Source organism: Verrucosispora sp. FIM060022 (assembly GCF_003977705.1).
GTDB classification, from domain to species: Bacteria; Actinomycetota; Actinomycetes; order Mycobacteriales; family Micromonosporaceae; genus Micromonospora; species Micromonospora gifhornensis.
In genome coordinates, this window is record NZ_RQIV01000001.1 from 1,410,801 (window position 1) to 1,429,095 (window position 18,295).

The following is an 18,295-nucleotide window of genomic DNA, read 5'->3' on the forward strand; positions in this document are numbered from 1 at the left end:
GACCACAGGCCCCAACCGCGACCACAGGTCTGGGTCCCGCCTCCTACCGGGGTAGGAGAGGCGGTCAGCGCCACGGGATCTGCTCGGGCAGGTGAATCCGGTCGGCGGGCACCCCGGCGGCGAGCAGCCGCAGCAGGGAACCGGCGAGCATCGCGGGTGGCCCGCAGACGTAAGCTGATCGACGCCCTACTCGCCGCCGATGATCGAGTCGAGAACCTCGGCATGGAACACGTACGCCTTGCCGATTCGCCGGTCCGACGGAAGTAACGCTCCCTCTTCGACGTCCCATTCTGGAGCGCCGATAGCCCTCAGTCCGCCGTCGGCTCATCCTGCTCGGGCAGGCCCGCCAGCAGTTCGCTGATGCCTTGGACTACGTCGGACATGCCGATCTTCTGAGCGGCGGCCAGGCTCAGTGCAAGCACCGAACGGGCTTCATCGAGTTGGCCTGCACCTCCCAGCAGTTGACCGAGTTCGTAGCCCACCACTGCAATGCCGTCGGGACGTTGCAGTCGAATGAGGTAGTTGAGCGAATCGACAAGTCGCGGATAGGCAGACTCGTAGTCATGGCGCGCCAGGTCAAACTGGGCCAACCCCCATGTCGCATTCGCGATCCCATCGAGGTCGCCGTGGCTCTCATGCACAGCTAAACGCTTGCGCTGAAGCTCAGCGGCGAAGTCATAGTCGCCGCGTAAGTGGTGGATGTCGGCGATTTTTCCCCAGGTGACGGCGGTGGAGCGGGTGTCACCGAGGCGTTCGTAGACGGGTAGTGCGATGTCACGGCGGATGCGGAGTGCTTCGTCGTAGTCGCCGCGTAAGTGGTGGATGTCGGCAATTTTTCCCCAGGTGACGGCGGCTTCTCGGGTGTCACCGAGGTGTTCGTAGACGGGTAGTGCGATGTTGTGATGGATGCGGAGTGCTTCGTCGTAGTCGCCGCGTTGCTGGTGGATGTTGGCGATTTTTCCCCAGGTGACGGCGGCTTCTCGGGTGTCACCGAGGCGTTCGTAGACGGGTAGTGCGACGTCGTGGTGGATGCGGAGTGCTTCGTCGTAGTCGCCGCGTTCGAAGTGAATGTCGGCGATTTTTCCCCAGGTGACGGCGGTTCCTCGGGTGTCGCCGAGGCGTTCGCAGGCGGGTAGTGCGATGTCGTGGTGGATGCGGAGTGCTTCGTCGTAGTCGCCGCGTAGGTAATAGATGTCGGCGATTTGACCCACAGCGACTGCAGCCTCACGCTCCGAACCACCTGCCAGGAACAGTTGATGCGACTGCCGTAGGAGTAGCTCGGCCTGCTCCGGCTCACCCTGGACCCTTAGGAAGTCCGCCCGTTGTGCCATGATCCGCGCCTGGTCGAGCGGGTCGGCGTCCTGCTCATCCGCGTTCTGCACCTGCTGTAGCGCGCGGTCGTACAGCGCTTTCGTGGCGTCGCCGTCGCCGCTGGTCCGGGCAGCATCGGCGACCTGGCGCAGCAAGAAAGTCGGCACTGGCGTGTGGTGTCGGTCGAGCAGTGCGATCGCTTCCTCCCCAAACCGGAAAGCGTCCACCGCCCGGCCGGCGCGCAGCGCCCACACGGCCCTTGCCGCGCAGGCCGCCACGACCATCGGGTGGTCGGCCGCCACTGCCAGCCAAGTTATTTGCAAATCCAGAACCGGACTGCGGGTGGACTGGTGCTCGGTATCGCCCCAGGCGTCGAACAACGGCTCGACTGTCAGCGCGGCCACCGTGGTCTGCTCGTGCGAGGCCAGGGGAGGGAGCCGTCCGGCGACAAGAGGGTTGACGGCCACCGCCGGGCGTTGCGGATCGAAGGCATCCGGGTAGGCGTCCAGGAGCCCGAGTGCACGCAACCGGTCCACTGACCCACCGGTATTGCTGGCCAGCACCTCGATCGCCGACACTGGCACCGGCAGGTCGAACAGAGTTATCGCCCGCAGCAGTGCAACGTGCGCTGGCCCGGCCAGGACCAGCAGGTCGTCCAAATCGAGGTTTTCCAGGAAGGCGCGCAGATCGGCGTCCGAGGGCAGGCCACCCTGTTTCAGGTACGCCTCCAGCCCGGCCACGGCCGTTTCAGCCCGTTCCAGGGACACCTGCTCGCTGTAGACCAGTCGCCGCCCGATGAGATCCTGTAAGCCCGGGTTGCCGCCGCTCGCGTCGAGTGCCCGCTGCGCCAACTTCGCCCGCTCGGCCTGCCGCTCGGTGGGGATGAGCCCCTGCTGGCGCTGAAGCAGCTTGTAGCGCGCCACGCTGGACAGCGGACGCAACTGCACCGTCTCCAGTCGCGACTCCAACCCGCCGAGGGTGAACAGGTAGCGGCTGGTCAGCAGCAGTCGGCTGTCGGTCTCCAACGGGTCGAACGCGCGCAGCACGGCCGCCAGCACCGGCGCGGACCCGGTCTTTACCCGGTGCAGGCCCGTGGGGTCAGGGTCGAGAATCTGCTCCAGATCGTCGATGACCAGCAGCAGTGGACGCTGCCCGTCGCCTTCCTGGGCGCACGGGCCGGCCAGCAGATCGATCAGGACATCTTCAAGGGCTTCGGGTCGATCGCGCACCTCCGGCCGACGGCATTCGATCAGGTCCCGAGCGGTCGGGTAGGCGCGTACCGCCTTGGCGATCTCATCCAGGATCGCCATCGCGCTGTAGTCACCGAAGACGACCGCGACCGCCCGCTCCGGGAAACGGTCCACGATCCGGGCGGCCAGGCTGGATTTGCCCAACCGCCCCTGGCCGTGCAGCAGTACTCCGGCCCGCTCGCCGGAGCGCAGCGCCCGCAGCGCCTGCTGCAACTCGGGCCGTCGGCCCACGAACATGTCCGCGGAGGCGACCGGCACCTGTTCCTTGCCCGCGAGGAAGGTCGTGATTCCGCGTACGGCCCCGACCAGTGACCGCCGTCGGGCGCCTGCCACCAGGGGCCCGCCACCGGTCGGCCCCAGCCACAGCCGTGCCAGGTGCCAGTCCGCGCGTACCGTCATGTCTTTTGAATCGAACAAGGCCCGGCGTGCCTCGCCGACCGCCTCCGCTAGGTCGGCCCGCTTTCCCAGCTGGCCGTAGAGCTTCTCGGCGAAGATGATGGCGGCCCGGTCGTTGACCGAACCATCCCACCCCAGCACTGCCGGTACACCTGCGGTGACCAGCGTGGTCGCCAACGAGTGTGCCACCAGGGGCGTGCCACCCTCGGAGCGTCCCTGACCGGTACGCCTGCCGCTGCCGGGCGGCAGGTGGCCGGTCGCGTCGGCCGCGGTGGCGGTCAGGCAGGCCGAGACGAACATCAGCCGGGGCATCGTGGTCAGCAACCTGACCAGGTCGGCGGCGGTGGTCGGGCGTGCGTCGCCCACCTCGTTTTCGAGGATCAGCGCCGGCACGCCACGGCGGCCCGGCTGCGCCGACCAGTTGTTCACCCCGTGGCAGGACAGGTGCAACACCGGGAATCCGCCCAGGTCGGCCAGCCGATGCGCCAACTGCTCCGGGTCGCCGGTGTCCTCGACCATCAGGTCCAGCCGGGTGTCCCCGACCGTACGCAGGATGGCCGCCTCCTCGGCCTCGAAGTCGAGTTCATGCTGCCCGCGCGGGGCCGCCGCCATGAACGCCAACCCCAACCGGAAACCGTCGAGCAGCGGCGTGGGCCCCGGCGACCCGAGTCGGCGGACCACCGAGAACTGGGTCCATTCCTGCATCAGGAACCCGCCGCTTGGCCGGGCCAGCAGTTCGTACGGCGCCCGCAGCACCGCCCAACCCCGCTCCGAGGGGGTACGCGGCCCCTGGACCTCGAAGATCAGCGGTGCCGGTGCCTGCTTCAACAGGCCGGTCAGTTGGCGGTGCTCACCGTCCAACCAGTCGAACAACTCACGACCCAGGGCGATGAACACCTCATCGTCGTTGTTCGCCTGCACCGCGCGCACGTAACGCGCCGCCAACGTGTCCAGCAGGGTCGCATCCTCGGCGCTCAAGGTCCGTCGAGGCCCGACCCGCTCCCCGTCGACCAGCACCTCGAAGCCGGTGTCGTCAAGAACCAGACCGGTGGCCATGCGAGCCTCCCCCTACCGCTTTTCCTACCCTGCCGACTGCCGTGAATCCGAGACACGACAAGCCGTCGATGGCCACTTCTGAACTCGGCGAGCGAGTCGCCGTATCGCCGAAACGGCGGGGTAGACGGCGGCGGGAAGCCGCCATTCCGGCGTAACGGAGTCGATCACCGCCCTGGCCGATGGCAGTGCGGGTCAGGAGGAGCCGACAGGGTTCAGGCGGCGAGGCACGCACTGGTTGTCCAGGTCGGTTCCGGTGAGTTGGGGGAACTGGTTGGCGCACCAGCGGGCGACGGCCTCCTTCGAGCTGCCCGGTGGGAGCGCGAGGGTGATCCAGAGGGGCTCACCCTCGTACAGTTGCTGCCGCCCGTAGTCGGTGCTCAGCAACAGGACCACCTGGGTCTCGCCGTCGAACCTGTTCCGCAGGTCAAGATGCTCGGCCAGGATGTCCTCCGCGTAGAAGGTGTGTGAGCCGTTGGCCGCGATCTGGTTGCGGTCGACGATGCCCACCGTCTTGGAGGCCATCTGGGCGACGTACTGACCCGCCAGGGAGACCGTCGGCAGGTCCTGCTGGCGGAACTGGTGCAGCTGGGCCAGGGCCAGGTCCTCCGGATCGTCGAAGGTCGGCTCAGCGGACTCGCTGGTCGGTACGACCGGCGGGTCCGGGGTCGGCAGCCCCGCCTCCTCGGGGGGAAGGTAGTGCGGCCCCCCGGCCGGGAAATCGGGATAGGAGGTGCCGGTCGAGGTGTCGTCGTCGGTCGATCCGACCGCGACGACGAGCGCCACGACCATCACCAGCAGGGTGACACCGGCCGCCACGACCGCCTTGCCCATCGAGATTCCGCTCGGCTGCGGGACCACCTGGTCGGAACTGACCCACTCGCCCCGCAACGACGGCTGAGGGGTCGGCCCTGTCGCATCCGACGCAGCCGGGCCGCCGACCGGACGGCCCGACTGCGGCCGGCCGGCGGGTGACTCCTGCGGCCTGCCGGTGGAGGACTCCGGTGGCAGCTCATCGGCCAGGTCCCCGACCAGGGCACGAACATTCCAGATGATCCCGCCGTCGGGCTGCTGATCATTACTCATCTGATACTCCTGGTCAGGTGTCTCCCGGGACGATCACCCGGCGGCGGCCACCGGCAGCCGGCGTACCGGCGGCACCGGCGGCACCGGCGGGAATCGCCCGCTCCCGGCCCCAGGCCCGCAGCTCGGCGATCTCCTCGGGATGGGTACGGCTCATCGGGTTGGTGTTGACGAAGGTGTCCACGACGAACTCGGGCCGCAGGCTGGTGGTGCCCTCGGTGTGGACCGTGTATCCCAGCTCGCGCAGCGCCGCCTCGATGTCGGAGCCGGCGAAGCCGTCGGAGGCGGCCACGAGCCGACCGACAAGTTCGTCGTCCGGTTCGGTGCGGAGGTAGCGGCCGTGGTAGAGCCGGATGATCTCCGCCCGTTCGGTCTCGTCCGGCAGGTCGACGAAGAAGAGTTCGTCGAAGCGACCCTTACGCAGCAGTTCCGGCGGCAGGGAACGGACGTCGTTGGAGGTGGCCACGACGAACACCCGGGACCGTGACTCCTGCAACCAGTACAGGAACTGGCCGACCATGCGCCGGCTCACCCCGGTCGAGTCGTACTGCCCGGAAAGACCCTTCTCGATCTCATCGATCCAGAGCACACAGGGCGCGGTCCGGTCGGCCATCTCCAGGGCCTCCCGCAACCGGGCCTCGGACTGCCCGACGTACATGCCGAGAATGGCGGCGAAGTCGAGCCGGTACAGCGGTAGTCGCCACTGGGCGGCCACCGCCTTGGCGGAGAGGGACTTTCCGCAGCCGGGTACCCCGACCAGCAGGACCCCCCGCGGTGGGCGCAGCGAGGTCTCCCGCAAGTCGGAGAGCATCACCTTGTGGCGGCGGTCCAGCCAGGTACGGAGCTGGTGTAGACCGCCGATCATGCGGTCGGCCGGTCCCAGCGGGACACGTTCCAGGCCGGCCAGATCGGAGAAGTGCTTGTCCTTGACCTCGGTGAGCCGATCGAGATCCTCTCGGTGCAGGCGTCCGGCCGTGGCGATGGTGGCGAGGATGTTCACCGCGGTGCCCTCGGGGACCCCGACCAGGAACTGGGCGGCGCGTCGGGCGTCGGTCGCGGTCCAGTCGATGGTGATCGCGCCCTGCTGCTCCTTGAGGAAGCCGACCACGATGTCGTACATCTCGTCGACGTTGGGCGGCTCCAGGGTGATGCTCATGCCCAGCCGTTGCAGCCCACTCCACAACGGGGTGTCGGTGATCAGCACGATGCTGCCGGAGTGGTCGTCGGCCAGGCGGGCCAACTCCGCCATGTGACGGGTGACCGAGGAGTCGGCGTCGAGCATGTCCGGGTCCACGAACGCGGTCGTGGCCTGGGCCCGCCGGGTGAACTGACTGGCGGCGAAGTCCATCGCGGCCACCAGCGACCGGTCGTCCTGTAGGGAGTTGTTGGTCCGCAGATCCCGCAGGCCGGTAGCCCGGGTGTAGATGGAGAAGGGCAGGTTGACCCGACGGGTGCTGGAGGCCACCTCGCGCAGCAGCCGCACGGCGCGTACCTGCTCGGGGGTCCGGATGCCGATGAGGGGAACCCGTGCGGCGATGTAGCTGTCGAGGTCCCGGCGGGCCTCGTCGTAGTGGGACAACGGGCGCTCCTCAGGTTGGTCGTACGGGAGGATCGACGATGATCCGGCGGCCCGGCCGGGCCGGGGCGGCGGCCCAGCCGGTCCCGGCGGGCGAGCGGTCCTGCACGGTCAGTGGGTTGTCGCGCAGGGTGCGCAGTCTGGCCTGTACGAGCCGGTCGTCGAGCCCGGCCCGGCGGGCGTCGTCGATGCCGTCCTCCAGGGCCCGCTGGACCAGGCGGATCTGTTCGTCGACCTGATCGCGTAACGCCCGCGCCAGCTTCCCGGGCAGGGCGGGATGGGCCGCGACGGCCCGGATGGCGGCCAGTCCGCGCCTGGCCTGGGTCAGGGCACGGGCCATCTCGAACTCGTCACGGGTCGCGGCCATGGCGTCGATCAGCGCATCGGCCCAGGTCTGCAAGCGGTACGCCAGGGCATCGGTCAGTCGGGTGACCAGCCGCAGCCAGACCTCCGCCGGGTAGTCCTGCTCGACCAGGGTCGGCAGACCCTGCGGATCGTTGGCGGAGCCGGCCCGCCACTGCTCAAGGAAGGCGGCCCACCGCTGGTAGCCGCCGTCACCGACCAGCACCGGTCAGCCCTGCCGAGGGCGGCGGATCACCATCTCACCCGGTGGCATCGGCTCCCAGTCGGGCAACCCCTCGGCGATGCGGCGTACCCGATCGGTGTGGCGTTGACGCGGCGGTGTGGGCTGCCGGGCCCACGGCACCACCTCAGCTTCGGTGGGCCCGTCCGGGGTCGGCTGGTCGGCGCTGTCGGTCGACGGCATGTCAGTTCTCCTCCAGGGGGTCGACCGCGCGACGCTCGTGCGGGCTGCGTGGTGCGCCCGCCGTGGCGAGGTTGGCGATCAGCTCTTTCACCTGCGTCTCCTTGCCGTCGGCTGCGCTGAACCGGCTGGTCCAGTCGGTCAGCTCGGCTCCGGCCGCCCGCAGCACGAGCACGGAGTCCTTCTTGGCCGTCGCCACCCGAGCCCGAGCCTTGTCCTGACCGGCGCGGGCCTTGTCGGCCGCCCCCTTGAGGTAGACCAACCAGGCGACCCCGCCGAAGACGGCGATCACGATGCCCAACCCCACGTTGCTGGCGGCGGAGACGAAGAGTAGGACGAGAATGAGCACCACGGCCGGCACGATGAGCCGTTGACCCCACCGGAAGGCCAGGCTGTTGAGGTACGGCTGCGCGTACCGGTCCCAGTGCTGGTTCAGCGACCGTTCCAGGGCGTTCATCGGCTGGTCGAAAGAGCCCGTCCAGGCGGGTGGTCGAAATCCGGCGAGTCCGGCGTTGCCACCCAGGTCAAATCGCATCTGGACCTTGGCGGGCATCGCCAGGCGGTAGTCGCGGGTGAAGGCGGTGTGCGCCTCGTCCATCCAGACGTGACAGAACGCCACGGCCAGCCGCTGGGTCTGCGTAGACACCCCGATGCCCTCGGGTTCGAGCGCCGACTGGGTCTGGATGGTCAGATAGTCGCGGGTGTCGTCCAGGGTGGTGGTCTCGGAGAAGGCGGCCTCGGCTGCTGCCAAATCACCACCGGCCTGGACGATCGACTCGTTGGCGGCGAGTTCCCGACGCAGTGGCAGTTCCTCGTGGTCGTACTCGTCGACCAGCCGGTCGAGGATGTCGTCGATGGCGTCCTCGATGCGGCTGTTCGGCGGCGCCTCCGCGTCCATCAGGGCGGTGTACCGGTCGATGATCGACTGATGGGCCTCGGCACCGGCCAGGACACGTTGCAGTTGTGGCCACTGGGGCGATGTGGTCGCCAGGCGGGGGAACTCTGCGGCGAGTTCCTCCTCCCGGACGTGGGTCTCCATCTCCCGGCGCCAGCGGTTGACCTGGGCGACCATCGACTCCTTGTCGTCGAGCAGCAGGTGACGCCAGGTGTCCAGTCGGTCCCGGACCACCTCCATGCCGGCCGGTCCGAAGGCGCCCTGGGCGATGGCCTCCAGGATCACCGCGAACTCGCGGTTGAGGGCCTTGGGGTCCTGCGCGTCGAGGTAGTGCCGTAGCCACCGGGCGGCGCTGGCCAGCCGCCCCTGCCGACGCAGGACGAGCATCATGAACAGGGAGGTGCGATGCGGGGAGCGGCGGTACGCCTCCTCGACCGCCCGGACGCACAGATCCGGATCGTCGCCGGCCCAGGAGGCGAGGGCGACCAGCACGGGGGCCAACCAGTAGCGGGGGGTCTGCACCATCAACTGGTCGCCCACCGCCCGGACGGACTCCTCGCTGACCAACCCGAGGTCGAACGACTGGAGCATGCCGACCGCGGTTCTGCGGACCACCTTGTGATGGCCGAACTGATGCTCAAGGTCGCCCTTGAGGGTGTTGATCGCGATCTCGGCGCGTTGCAGGTTGGCGGTCCGCTCCGCCTGCTCGACGAAGCGGAGGAAGTCCGCGCGCAGCGCCAGGAGTTCCTCCCGGGCGGCCGTCTGCTGTTGCCCGAGTTGGACGACATGGGTACCCACCAGGTCCAGGGTGCGGTCGAGGTCGACAAGCATCCGCTTCGCGTCACGGACTTCGCTACGTATCGCGTTCAGTTCGGACATGATTCTCCGGCTCACGTGTCAAAGGGGATGAGCGAGCTTTCCCGGTAACGGGATGAAATGTGGATCGGACCGCGATTGCTGGTCCCATGGACGGTACTGGCAGGCATCCTGTCTGCTACTTCGACTGAAGGGATTGAATGAGTGTCCGAACGGATGTCGGAAACAGTGTCCGGGTGGGGCTGATCATTCAGCTCCGACAGACGTTCGGCTGATCGTTGCGGTCGGGAGGTTGGGTGCGGTCGCCCCGCAGGGCAGTTGTGGCAGATGTCGATCGACAGCCTCCGGGCCGGCGCCGACCCGTCGGGCTTGAGGCTGGCCCCACCTCGGCCGGTTGCCGCCGTCCAAAGTGGGGCCAGGGGATCCTGGCGGGCTGCCGTCGTTCCTTCTGCTGCGTCAGGGTCGAGCCTGACACCCCCGGGCCCGGCGGATCCCGCCTTTCTACGGGATTCCCGTGACCGGACCGGGTCATCGTTGGGAGATGCCTCAGCCGGGGAGGAGTTATCTCACGACCAAGCCGGATTCTGTCGACTGGGCGACACTTCCGCTCCTGTTCTGGAGGTTTCGGTGATGATCGGAGCCCGCGCGATGAACTCATCGGTCGTGTGTATCTCGACGCCAATCCCATGGCATACCGCGGGCGTGACATGTAGATGTCGAAATGGGTGACCCGGTGCAATCCGTACGGCCCTGACAGTGGACTGATGCTGGCTGCCGACCATTCGACGAACGGTGAACTGGAGGGTCGATGACCGCAAACCCCTCAAGGCATCCGGCGGAGGAACGGCTGCAATCCTCCGATGTGCTGGCTCGACTGCCGCTTCGACCGGAGCAGGTGCGGGGGGTCGACGAACCGGATCCGTCCTTCGGCGCGGGCACGGTGAGCTGTGGTCGTCCCCTGATCTTCCCGGTGCCGGTCGAGGATCTGCCGGTCGAACTGCGCCGCCGTGCGCAGGCGTCCGGGCGGCACTACTACGGGCTGTTGGTCGCCTTCGACCTGAACGAGCCGCCGGACGCCCGGCGCTACACCTCGGTCCGCTTCGAGGTCGCCCTCGACGACGCGGAGGCCGTGGCGGTACGGCTCGACCGGGACGGCGGCACCCTCGGCCTGAGCTACGCCGCCAGCTCTCCGCATCCGTTGACCCCGGCCGCCGACCGCGCGATCCTCGCCGCCACCACCCGGCAGGGCTGGCTGCTCCGCCTGGCCCCCCGCTCCGGCCGTCCCCGAGCCTGGTCGTTCGGCCTGCACCGGCACCGGTTCGGCTGGACGTACGAGGACCCGTCCGGGGCGATGTTCCTGCCGCTGACCTACGGGATGCACGCCATGATCGAGGTGCCCCCGTCGACCCGGCTCCTGTCCGGGCGCATCGGATTGCGGGTGGAGACCCTCGGCACCTGGCGGCATCGGCCGGTACACCGGTCCGCCACCCTCGCGGACTCGGTCGCCTTCCGTGAGGCCCTGCCGGAGAACCCCGTACCGAGTGGCGCGGCCGTGCGACTGTGCCTGGCCGCCGATGTGACAGGTTACAGCCGCCGACCGAATCATCTTGCCGAACGGACTCAGTCGTGGCTGGTGCGGTCCCTGGCCGAGGCCCGCGCCGGCGCCGGCCTGGACGAGGCCACGGTCGTGGTGCAGGCCCAGGGCGACGGGCAGTTCGCTGTCCTGCCGGTGGGCATCGATGAGTCGCGGGTGATCCCGGACCTGATCTGCGGTCTGGCCGAAGCCCTGCGTCGGACCAACGACGGCCTGAGCGCCGAGGAGCGGGTACGACTGCGGGTTGCGCTGCACCGTGGCTTGATGAAACCGGCCGACAGCGGCTGGGTCGGCACTGCGGCGATCGCGGTACATCGGATTCTCGACAGCCCACCGCTACGCGCCGCCATCCGGGACACCCCGACCGCCGACTACGTCCTGGGCGTGCCCGACCTGCTCTACCAGGACGTCATCCGGCACTCCGTGGTTCCCCCGCTGCCCCACCAGTTCACCGAGATCACCATTGACCTGCCCGACAAGGGCTTCGTCGAGCACGGCTGGCTGCATGTGCCCGTGGGGAGCCGATGATGACCAGGAGGATCTTCGCGCTGCTGGTCGGGATCGACCGCTACCGGGCCGCAGGCCAGCTTCAGGGATGCCACAACGACGTGCTCGCGGTGCGGGACTATCTACAGGTACGTGCCGGGGTGAGCGACCCGCGAGCCATCCGGCTGCTGGCGAACGAAGACGCCACCCGCAGTGCCGTCATCGCGGGCCTACGTGAGCACCTGGGCCAGGCCGGGCCGGGCGACACCGCCTTGTTCTGGTTCAGCGGGCACGGCTCCTGGGCCGCGGTGCCAAAGGAACTGTCCCACCTGGAGCCGTCCGGTCAGATGCAGACTCTGGTCTGCCATGACAGCCGACACGACGAGGTGCCGGACCTCTACGACAAGGAGCTGCTGCTCCTGTGCGACGAGATAGCCGGCACCGGTGCTCACCTGGCGGTCGTGCTGGACAGTTGCCACTCGCAGAGCGCCACCCGCGACCTGGTCCGCTACGCGCCCGCCTCGACCACCCCGCCGAGACTCGAAGCGCTGCTGCCGCAGTTGCGCCGCGTGCTGACCCGGCCACCTGCCCAGCATGTCGCACTGGCGGCCTGCCGGACGGACGAGACGGCAGGGGAGACCTGGGCGGACGGGCGGGCGTACGGCCTGTTCAGCTGGTCCTTGCTGAGCGCCATGCGTCGGCTGGCGCCCTCGGCGACATACCGCGACCTGCTGGTGGCGGCGCGATGCGAGGTGGAGCGCCAGTCCCGGCAGCAGGTCCCGCAGCTGGAGCCGGTCACCCCCGGAATCGCTGATCAGCCCTTCCTGGGCGGACGGGTCACCCTGCCCGCCATCGGTATCCGGATGCGTCGAATCCGGGGCGAATGGGAGATCGACGCTGGCTCCTGCCATGGGTTGTCCCTGCCCTCGGCCGCCCAGGACGTCCGGGTTGCCGTGCCCGGGCCGCTGCTGCGCGAGGCGCGGATCGTGCGGGTCCATCCTGGACGCAGTGTGGTGGAGCCGCTGGGCTGGGAACCCGACGAGGACACCCAGTACCCGGTCGTGTTGAGCCGGGTCCCGATGCCGAGGGTCACGGTGGCGGTCGACGGCGTACACCGCTCCGCAGCCGACCCGGTGCTCACCGCGCTGGCCTCGGCCGCGCCGGGCGGCGGGCCCTCTGCGCACGTACGACCGGTCGAGGGGGACGACGAGCGCAGCGCCGACCTGCTGCTGGACGTACACCTGCCGGACCGGGTGCGCATCCGCGACGCGGACGGCTTCCCGCTCTGCGCCGAGCTGGCCGTCGACGACGGCGGCCGGCGGGCCGTCCTGGCCCTCGAACATCTGGCTCGGGTGCACCAGATCAAGGCCCTGGTGAACCCGATCTCCGGGCTGGCGGGTGCGGTCGGCATGGAACTGGTCGAGGCCCGTCCGGGTGAGTCGACGGCACCCGCGTACCGCCCGCCCCTGCTGCCGGCAGGAGACGGCACCCTGCATCTTCGCTATCGGTGGGAACAGGGGACCTGGCGACCCCCGACGGTCTTCGTCCAGCTGCGTAACAACAGCGGTCGGAAACTCTTCTTCGTCCTGCTGAACATCACCGAACGGCACCGCGTCCACGCCACGCTCTTCGCCGGGGATCATGTCGCACCCGGGCACGTCGGGGCGGCGCTGTACGGGCGAGCGGTCGAGTTCACGATCCCGGCCGGCGATCCGGTGCAACCGGGTGCGCGCACCCGGGACTGGCTGCTGCTGCTCGCCGCCGAGGAACAGTTCAGCTCCGCTCCGTTCGAGCTGCCCGCGATCGAGGACATCTCGGCTGACAGGAGACGCTCTCCACTGGCCGTCGCCGGTCTCCTGGGCCGCCTGGGGCTGGCCGCCGTGCACCGCGATGCCGGTGCCGCCGGTACGGGTGCCAGCGACTGGATCACCCTGGCGGTGCCGGTGGTCACCGAGGTGCCCGCCGGTCGCGGTGCCCACCTGGCCGGTGAGCGTCGGTGAACGGCCACGAGGAGATCGAAGAGGTACCTCTCGACGACTGGATTGCACACCTGACCGTGCTCGTAGCCTCCCCGCCCGACGGTGAGGACCTCGCCGAACTGGCCGGGCTGCTCGGGCAGGCGTACGGCGAACGCTACGTACGCGACCAGGACGAGACGTCGCTCCTGGCCGCCATCGTCGAATTCGACCGGGCGCTGACCTACGCCCCCCACCACGAGCAGGCACCGTTCTGGCACTGGGGAAAGGGCATGTCCCACCTCGAACGGACCTGGCTCGACGACGAGAGCACCGACGACGAGAGCACCGATCACGAAAGCGCGGTCGGACACCTGATCGAGGCGTACCGGGGGTGGCCGTCGGAGGACACGGAACGCGATGACGTGGCGAACACCCTGCTGGAGGCGATCTGGAACCGGTATCTCTGGCGGTACGCGCAGAGCGAGACGCCGGAGGCGACGGTCGAGTACGGCGCCGAAGCCATGCATGCCCTCCAGGTGGTGCTGACCAGCCCTTCCGGTGAGGAGTCCACCGCGTACGCCCGGATGCTGCTGGGTGTGCTCCTGCTGAACCGGTACGACAATGGCAGCAAGGACGTACCGGATCTGGATCAGGCGATAGCGCTGCTCGCCGAGTCGCTGGCCCGGCTCTCCCCGGACACCACCGCCCACTATTTTCTCGCCTGCACGGAGCTGGTCGCGGCCTACCTGGAGGCGGCCGGCCTGCGCGAGGACCGGACGAGCGTCGAGTCGGCGATCCAGGCCGCCGACCGGGCCGTGGAGGCATGCCCGCCCGGTGACGCCATGCGGCGTCACCTGCTTCGCCACCAGGCCGAGGCGTACGCCGCCTTGTGGCGCCTGGACGCAGATCCGGCGAACCTGACCCGGGCGATCGACCGCTGGCGTGCGGCGCGTGCGGAGGATGACGACCCTCTCTGCCAGGTGGCCCTCGCCGAGCTGCTGTACGCCGCCGGTGACCTCGACAGCCTCACCGAGGCGGTCGCCCTGTGGGAACAGGCGCTGCCCTCGGTGCCCCGACCGTGGTGGGTGTGGGTACACCTCGGCGCGACGCACCTGGCGCGCTGGGAGCTAGCCGAGGTGCCGGGCAGCCTGGACGCCGCTGCCCGCTGTCTGGATCATGCCCTCGCCGAGGGGGAGGCACCGGATGAACTGCTGTCGGTGCACGTCATGCGGGTGATCGTCGTCAGGGCGTTGCTGGGACACGAGTCTGCCCGGGACCCCGATCGCGCTCCACCAGGCCTGCACCGGGTGCGGGAGATTCTCGACGAGGGGGGACGCGCACTGGATGACGCGCCGGATAGCAGCCCACACGACCGGGCTCTACTGGCCGCCGTACTGCTGCGCTGCGAGCTCTCCTATGTCCTGCAGGCGCTGGTCGAGCCGGACTCGCCGAGGATGCATCATCTGTTGGCCGTGGGGCGAATGGGCGGTGCGGACCAGCCTGCGGACATCACCTTGGTGCTGGACTTGGTCGAAGGAATTCTGCGGCAGTTCGACCAGGTCAGCCGCAGCGACAGCACCCCGGATGATGGCCTGCCGACCTTCCTGCGAATCGTTGCCGACGAGCGGATGACCGAGGCGGACAGAACCCTCCTCCGGTCGGTGTTGCCGAACTTTCTGCAGGCCCGAGCCGCTCGCTTCTTCGATGACCGCCCGCACCGCGCCGCGCAGGCCATGGCGGCGGCCCTCGCGCGCGGTCACTCCCAGACCGCGGCCGTCATTGAGGCCCAGATGCTGGCGGCCGTGTCAGAGGCGCTCGGTCGGGGTCGCCTGGGGGATGTGGAGGGGATGCGGACGGCGACCCGGCGAGCCGTTGCGCTGCGGCGTCGGCTCGGCCCGTCGCGGCTGAACGCGGCCATGCTGGATCCACTGGTCCGCCTCTGTGAGGACCTGGTCGACAACATCGACGGCCGAGGGATCCGGCCGCAACCGCCGGTTCCGCTGCCACCGGGTCCTCCCACCCACTCCGCAACCCTCTCGGTGCTGGTCGGCGGGGTCCAGGTCATGGCCGCCCTCCGGCGCGCCGACCTGCCGCTGCTGCGCCAGTGGGCGGACTATCTGACCGATCTTGCCGGCCGTTTCCCGCAGCACCATGTCCTGCGGGTAGGGAGTTTGGCGACGGCCGCGAAGGCCCAGTTCCCCCTGGCGGTCCTTGGACAGCGGCAGGCCGCCGCCTCCGCCGTCGCCCTTCTGGAGCAGGCGACAGCGGAGGCGGGGACCAACATGGCGATCTGGGCCGAACTGGTTCACGACCTCGCATACGCTCTGCGCCTGGCCGGTGACCCTGACCGGGCGCGGGCCCGGCGGCTCGGGCTCGACGGCCTGCACGGCCGTGCCCGGCGGGTGCTCCTGCAGGCAGGCACGGATTACGCCATGGGTACCGCCCGGGAGGCCGCCGCGACCGCGACCACCGTCGCCAGATGGTGCCTCCAGGACCAGGCCGACGACGATCTTGTCACCGCCCTCGACGCGGGGCGTGGCCTGGTCCTGCACGCGGCGACCGCCTCCCGCAACGTGGCCGACCTGCTCGAGGAGGCTGGGCAGGCCGAGTTGGCCACGGAGTGGCGACAGACCGGGGGACTGGGCCGTGACCAGCTCACCGGCGCTGCCCTCGCTTCGGTGCTCGCGGCCGGGGAGATTCCCGACGACCTGCGGTTGCGTGTGCTGGATGCCCTCGACCTGACCACCCACGGCCCGCTGGCACAGGTGCGCCCCGGCGAGATCAGCAGCGCCCTCACCGCATTGGAGGCCGACGCGCTCGTCTATCTGGTGCCGGCCGCGCCCCCGGTGCCGGGCCTCGCGGTGGTGGTCCCCAGCGTCGGCGAGGTCGAGATCCTCGAACTACGCGATCTGGTGGCCGGCGACAACGCGCCGGTGCGCAGGCTGCTGCGAGCCGCCTTCGGTGCCGACCTCGCCGGGGCGGGGAGGCGGGCACCCCGAGATGCCGGTCCGGTCGGCGGGCCCCGTCCGCCGTCTGCGGGAACCGCCATCGACGACCTGTGCCGGTGGGCCTGGCGAGCAGCCATGAGTCACCTGGTGGCGTACCTGCGACCGCCGGATTCGGCGGGCCCGGCTCGGGTGGTCCTCGTCCCGATGGGCGTACTGGGGTTGGTGCCCTGGCACGCCGCCTACCGCCAGACTACGTCCGGTCGCCGCTACGCCGTGCACGACCTGGTCGTCTCCTACAGCCCCTCCGCCCGGCTGCTCTGCACCGCCGCGGTGCGCCCGGTACAGCCGATCCGCTCGGCTCTGTTGGTCGGGGATCCGCTCGGTGACCTGCCGTTCGCGGGCATCGAGGCCCAGGCAATCCACCGACGGTTTCACCCCGAGGGCCGCTATCTCGGCGGACCGGCCGACGATTCCGGGCACCTGGCACGCCCGGAAGCCGTCCTGGAGTGGGTACGCACGGTCGGGGCGGGATCATCCCTGCTGCACCTCGCCTGTCACGGGCGCGTCGACCCGACCCGACCTGCCGACTCACACCTGGTGCTGGCCGGTGGTCTGCTGCCGGCCCGTGACCTGTTGGAGGTGTCCCGGCTGGCGGCGCTCGACCTGGGTCAGGTGTTCCTCGCCGCCTGCACGACGAACCTCGCCGGTGGGCTGCCCGACGAGGCGTTCAGCCTGGCCACCGCGTTCCTCGCGGCCGGCGCCCAGACCGTTTTCGGCTCCTTGTGGTCGGTGCCCGACGTGGGTACCTCCCTGCTGATGTACCAGGTCCACCACTTCCTGTATGAGCAGGGATGTGCACCGGCCGAGGCGTTGCACCGGGCCCAGTTGTGGATGCTGGACCCGGACCGTGAACCGCCCGAAGGTATGCCGGCGGAACTGGCCACCCACTGTTCCCGCGTCGACAACGCCGCGCCGCTGGCCTGGGCCGCCTTCACCCACCTCGGGCGGTGACCCGGGCGTCAGCGCCCACGACCCGGTCCCGGCTTGTTCGCTGCCGACCACTCGGCCAGGTGGCGGCGTCGCCAACGGTGGCTCGCTCGCGGATCCGCCGGGGTGCCCCCTGACGTCCTGGTTCGGATGGATAACCTGGACGTCGATGTCCGATGTCGCGCAGTCGCGCTATCCGCCTCGACGGGCGGCGGGCCGAGGGCCCGGTTGGTACCGGGGCGACCTGCACGTGCACTCGCTGCTGTCGCAGGGTGCCGACCTGATTCCCGCTCACCTTGCCGCCGCAGCCCGTACGCTCGGCCTCGACTTCATCGCCACCACCGAGCACAACACGGTCGCCGGGCACGGCGAGTGGGGGCCGTACGCCGGGGACGACCTGCTGGTGATCCTGGGCCAGGAGGTCACCACCCGGACCGGCCACTGGCTCGCCCTGGGCCTTGCCCCCGAGCAGGCGGTCGAGTGGCGTTACGGCGTCCGGGACGACGTGGTCGGACAACACCTGGATCAGGTACGCCGCAGTGGTGGACTCTGTGTGGCGGCGCACCCGCACGCGCCGTATCCATCGGGCACGCTGATGTACCCGTACGACTGGTTCGACGCGGTGGAGGTGTGGAACGGGCGCTGGGCCTCGGACCTGCCATGGAACGCCGACAACGAGGCGGCCCTGGCCGAGTGGGGACGCAGCCTGGCCCATGATGTCCATCGAGGACGGTGGCAACCGGCGGTGGGTAACAGTGACGCGCATCTCGCCGGTCAGCTCGGTACGCCGCACACCGTGGTCCATGCCGAGGAGTTGAGCTGCGATGCGGTGCTGGCCGGCGTCCGCGCGGGTCGAAGCTGGATCGCCGAGTTGCCCGCCGTCACCCTCGACGTCACCGCCACCGCCGCCGACCGGACAGGGGGAGTGGGCGAGCACCTGGCCACCGACGGCGAGCCCATCGTGGTACGGGTGCAGGTCTGCGGTGTGCCGTCCGGCACGATCACCCTGCACACCGAGCATGGCGTCGTGCACCGCCATTCGCTGCCCGACGACGGCGCGGGCGTCACACAGTGGCGGACGACCGCGGACGAAACGTCCTTCGTCCGCGTCGAGGTACGCCACCCCGGCCGGCAGATGGCCGCCCTCAGCAACCCCATCATCCTGAGCTGAGGAAGTCG

General features: G+C 69.6%; 10 protein-coding genes. 4 read left to right on the top strand and 6 right to left on the bottom strand.

The genetic code is table 11. The annotated features are described in order from the left end of the window. Positions 1-308 precede the first annotated feature (308 nt). From EG812_RS06135 to EG812_RS06160, 6 genes are all read right to left on the bottom strand, one after another. Positions 309-4,013, bottom strand: a complete 3,705-nt coding sequence (locus tag EG812_RS06135; RefSeq protein WP_126711004.1) for a tetratricopeptide repeat protein — start codon at positions 4,011-4,013, stop codon at positions 309-311. 192 nt (positions 4,014-4,205) lie between these two features. Continuing rightward, positions 4,206-5,096 carry a hypothetical protein gene (locus tag EG812_RS06140; protein ID WP_013734016.1) on the bottom strand — a complete coding sequence of 297 codons (891 nt, stop codon included), beginning with the start codon at positions 5,094-5,096 and terminating at the stop codon, positions 4,206-4,208. 13 nt (positions 5,097-5,109) lie between these two features. After that, positions 5,110-6,672: an AAA family ATPase gene (locus tag EG812_RS06145; protein WP_013734015.1), complete on the bottom strand. Its 1,563-nt coding sequence runs from the start codon at positions 6,670-6,672 to the stop codon at positions 5,110-5,112. Between the two features lie 10 nt (positions 6,673-6,682). Continuing rightward, a complete protein-coding gene (locus EG812_RS06150; protein ID WP_013734014.1) occupies positions 6,683-7,237 on the bottom strand; it encodes a hypothetical protein in 555 nt (184 codons plus the stop codon). A gap of 3 nt (positions 7,238-7,240) precedes the next feature. Then, on the bottom strand, positions 7,241-7,435 hold the full coding sequence (locus tag EG812_RS06155; protein WP_013734013.1) for a hypothetical protein: 195 nt from the start codon (positions 7,433-7,435) through the stop codon (positions 7,241-7,243). A 1-nt stretch (position 7,436) separates the two neighbouring features. Beyond that, positions 7,437-9,206, bottom strand: coding sequence for a hypothetical protein (locus tag EG812_RS06160; RefSeq protein ID WP_013734012.1), 1,770 nt, complete (start codon positions 9,204-9,206; stop codon positions 7,437-7,439). Positions 9,207-9,951: 745 nt separating this feature from the next. Here EG812_RS06160 and EG812_RS06165 point away from each other — a divergent pair. The 4 genes from EG812_RS06165 to EG812_RS06180 all read left to right on the top strand — a co-directional run bounded on the left by EG812_RS06165 (position 9,952) and on the right by EG812_RS06180 (position 18,287). Then, positions 9,952-11,265 carry a hypothetical protein gene (locus EG812_RS06165; protein WP_126711005.1) on the top strand — a complete coding sequence of 438 codons (1,314 nt, stop codon included), beginning with the start codon at positions 9,952-9,954 and terminating at the stop codon, positions 11,263-11,265. Next, on the top strand, positions 11,265-13,223 hold the full coding sequence (locus EG812_RS06170) for a caspase family protein (RefSeq protein ID WP_013734010.1): 1,959 nt from the start codon (positions 11,265-11,267) through the stop codon (positions 13,221-13,223). The genes EG812_RS06165 and EG812_RS06170 overlap by 1 nt, the downstream gene beginning before the upstream one ends. After that, positions 13,220-17,140, top strand: coding sequence for a CHAT domain-containing protein (locus EG812_RS06175; RefSeq protein WP_126711006.1), 3,921 nt, complete (start codon positions 13,220-13,222; stop codon positions 17,138-17,140). The genes EG812_RS06170 and EG812_RS06175 overlap by 4 nt, the downstream gene beginning before the upstream one ends. 145 nt (positions 17,141-17,285) lie before the next feature. After that, entirely contained in the window at positions 17,286-18,287 is a 1,002-nt protein-coding gene (locus tag EG812_RS06180; RefSeq protein ID WP_126711007.1) for a CehA/McbA family metallohydrolase, read from the top strand. Positions 18,288-18,295: the final 8 nt, after the last annotated feature.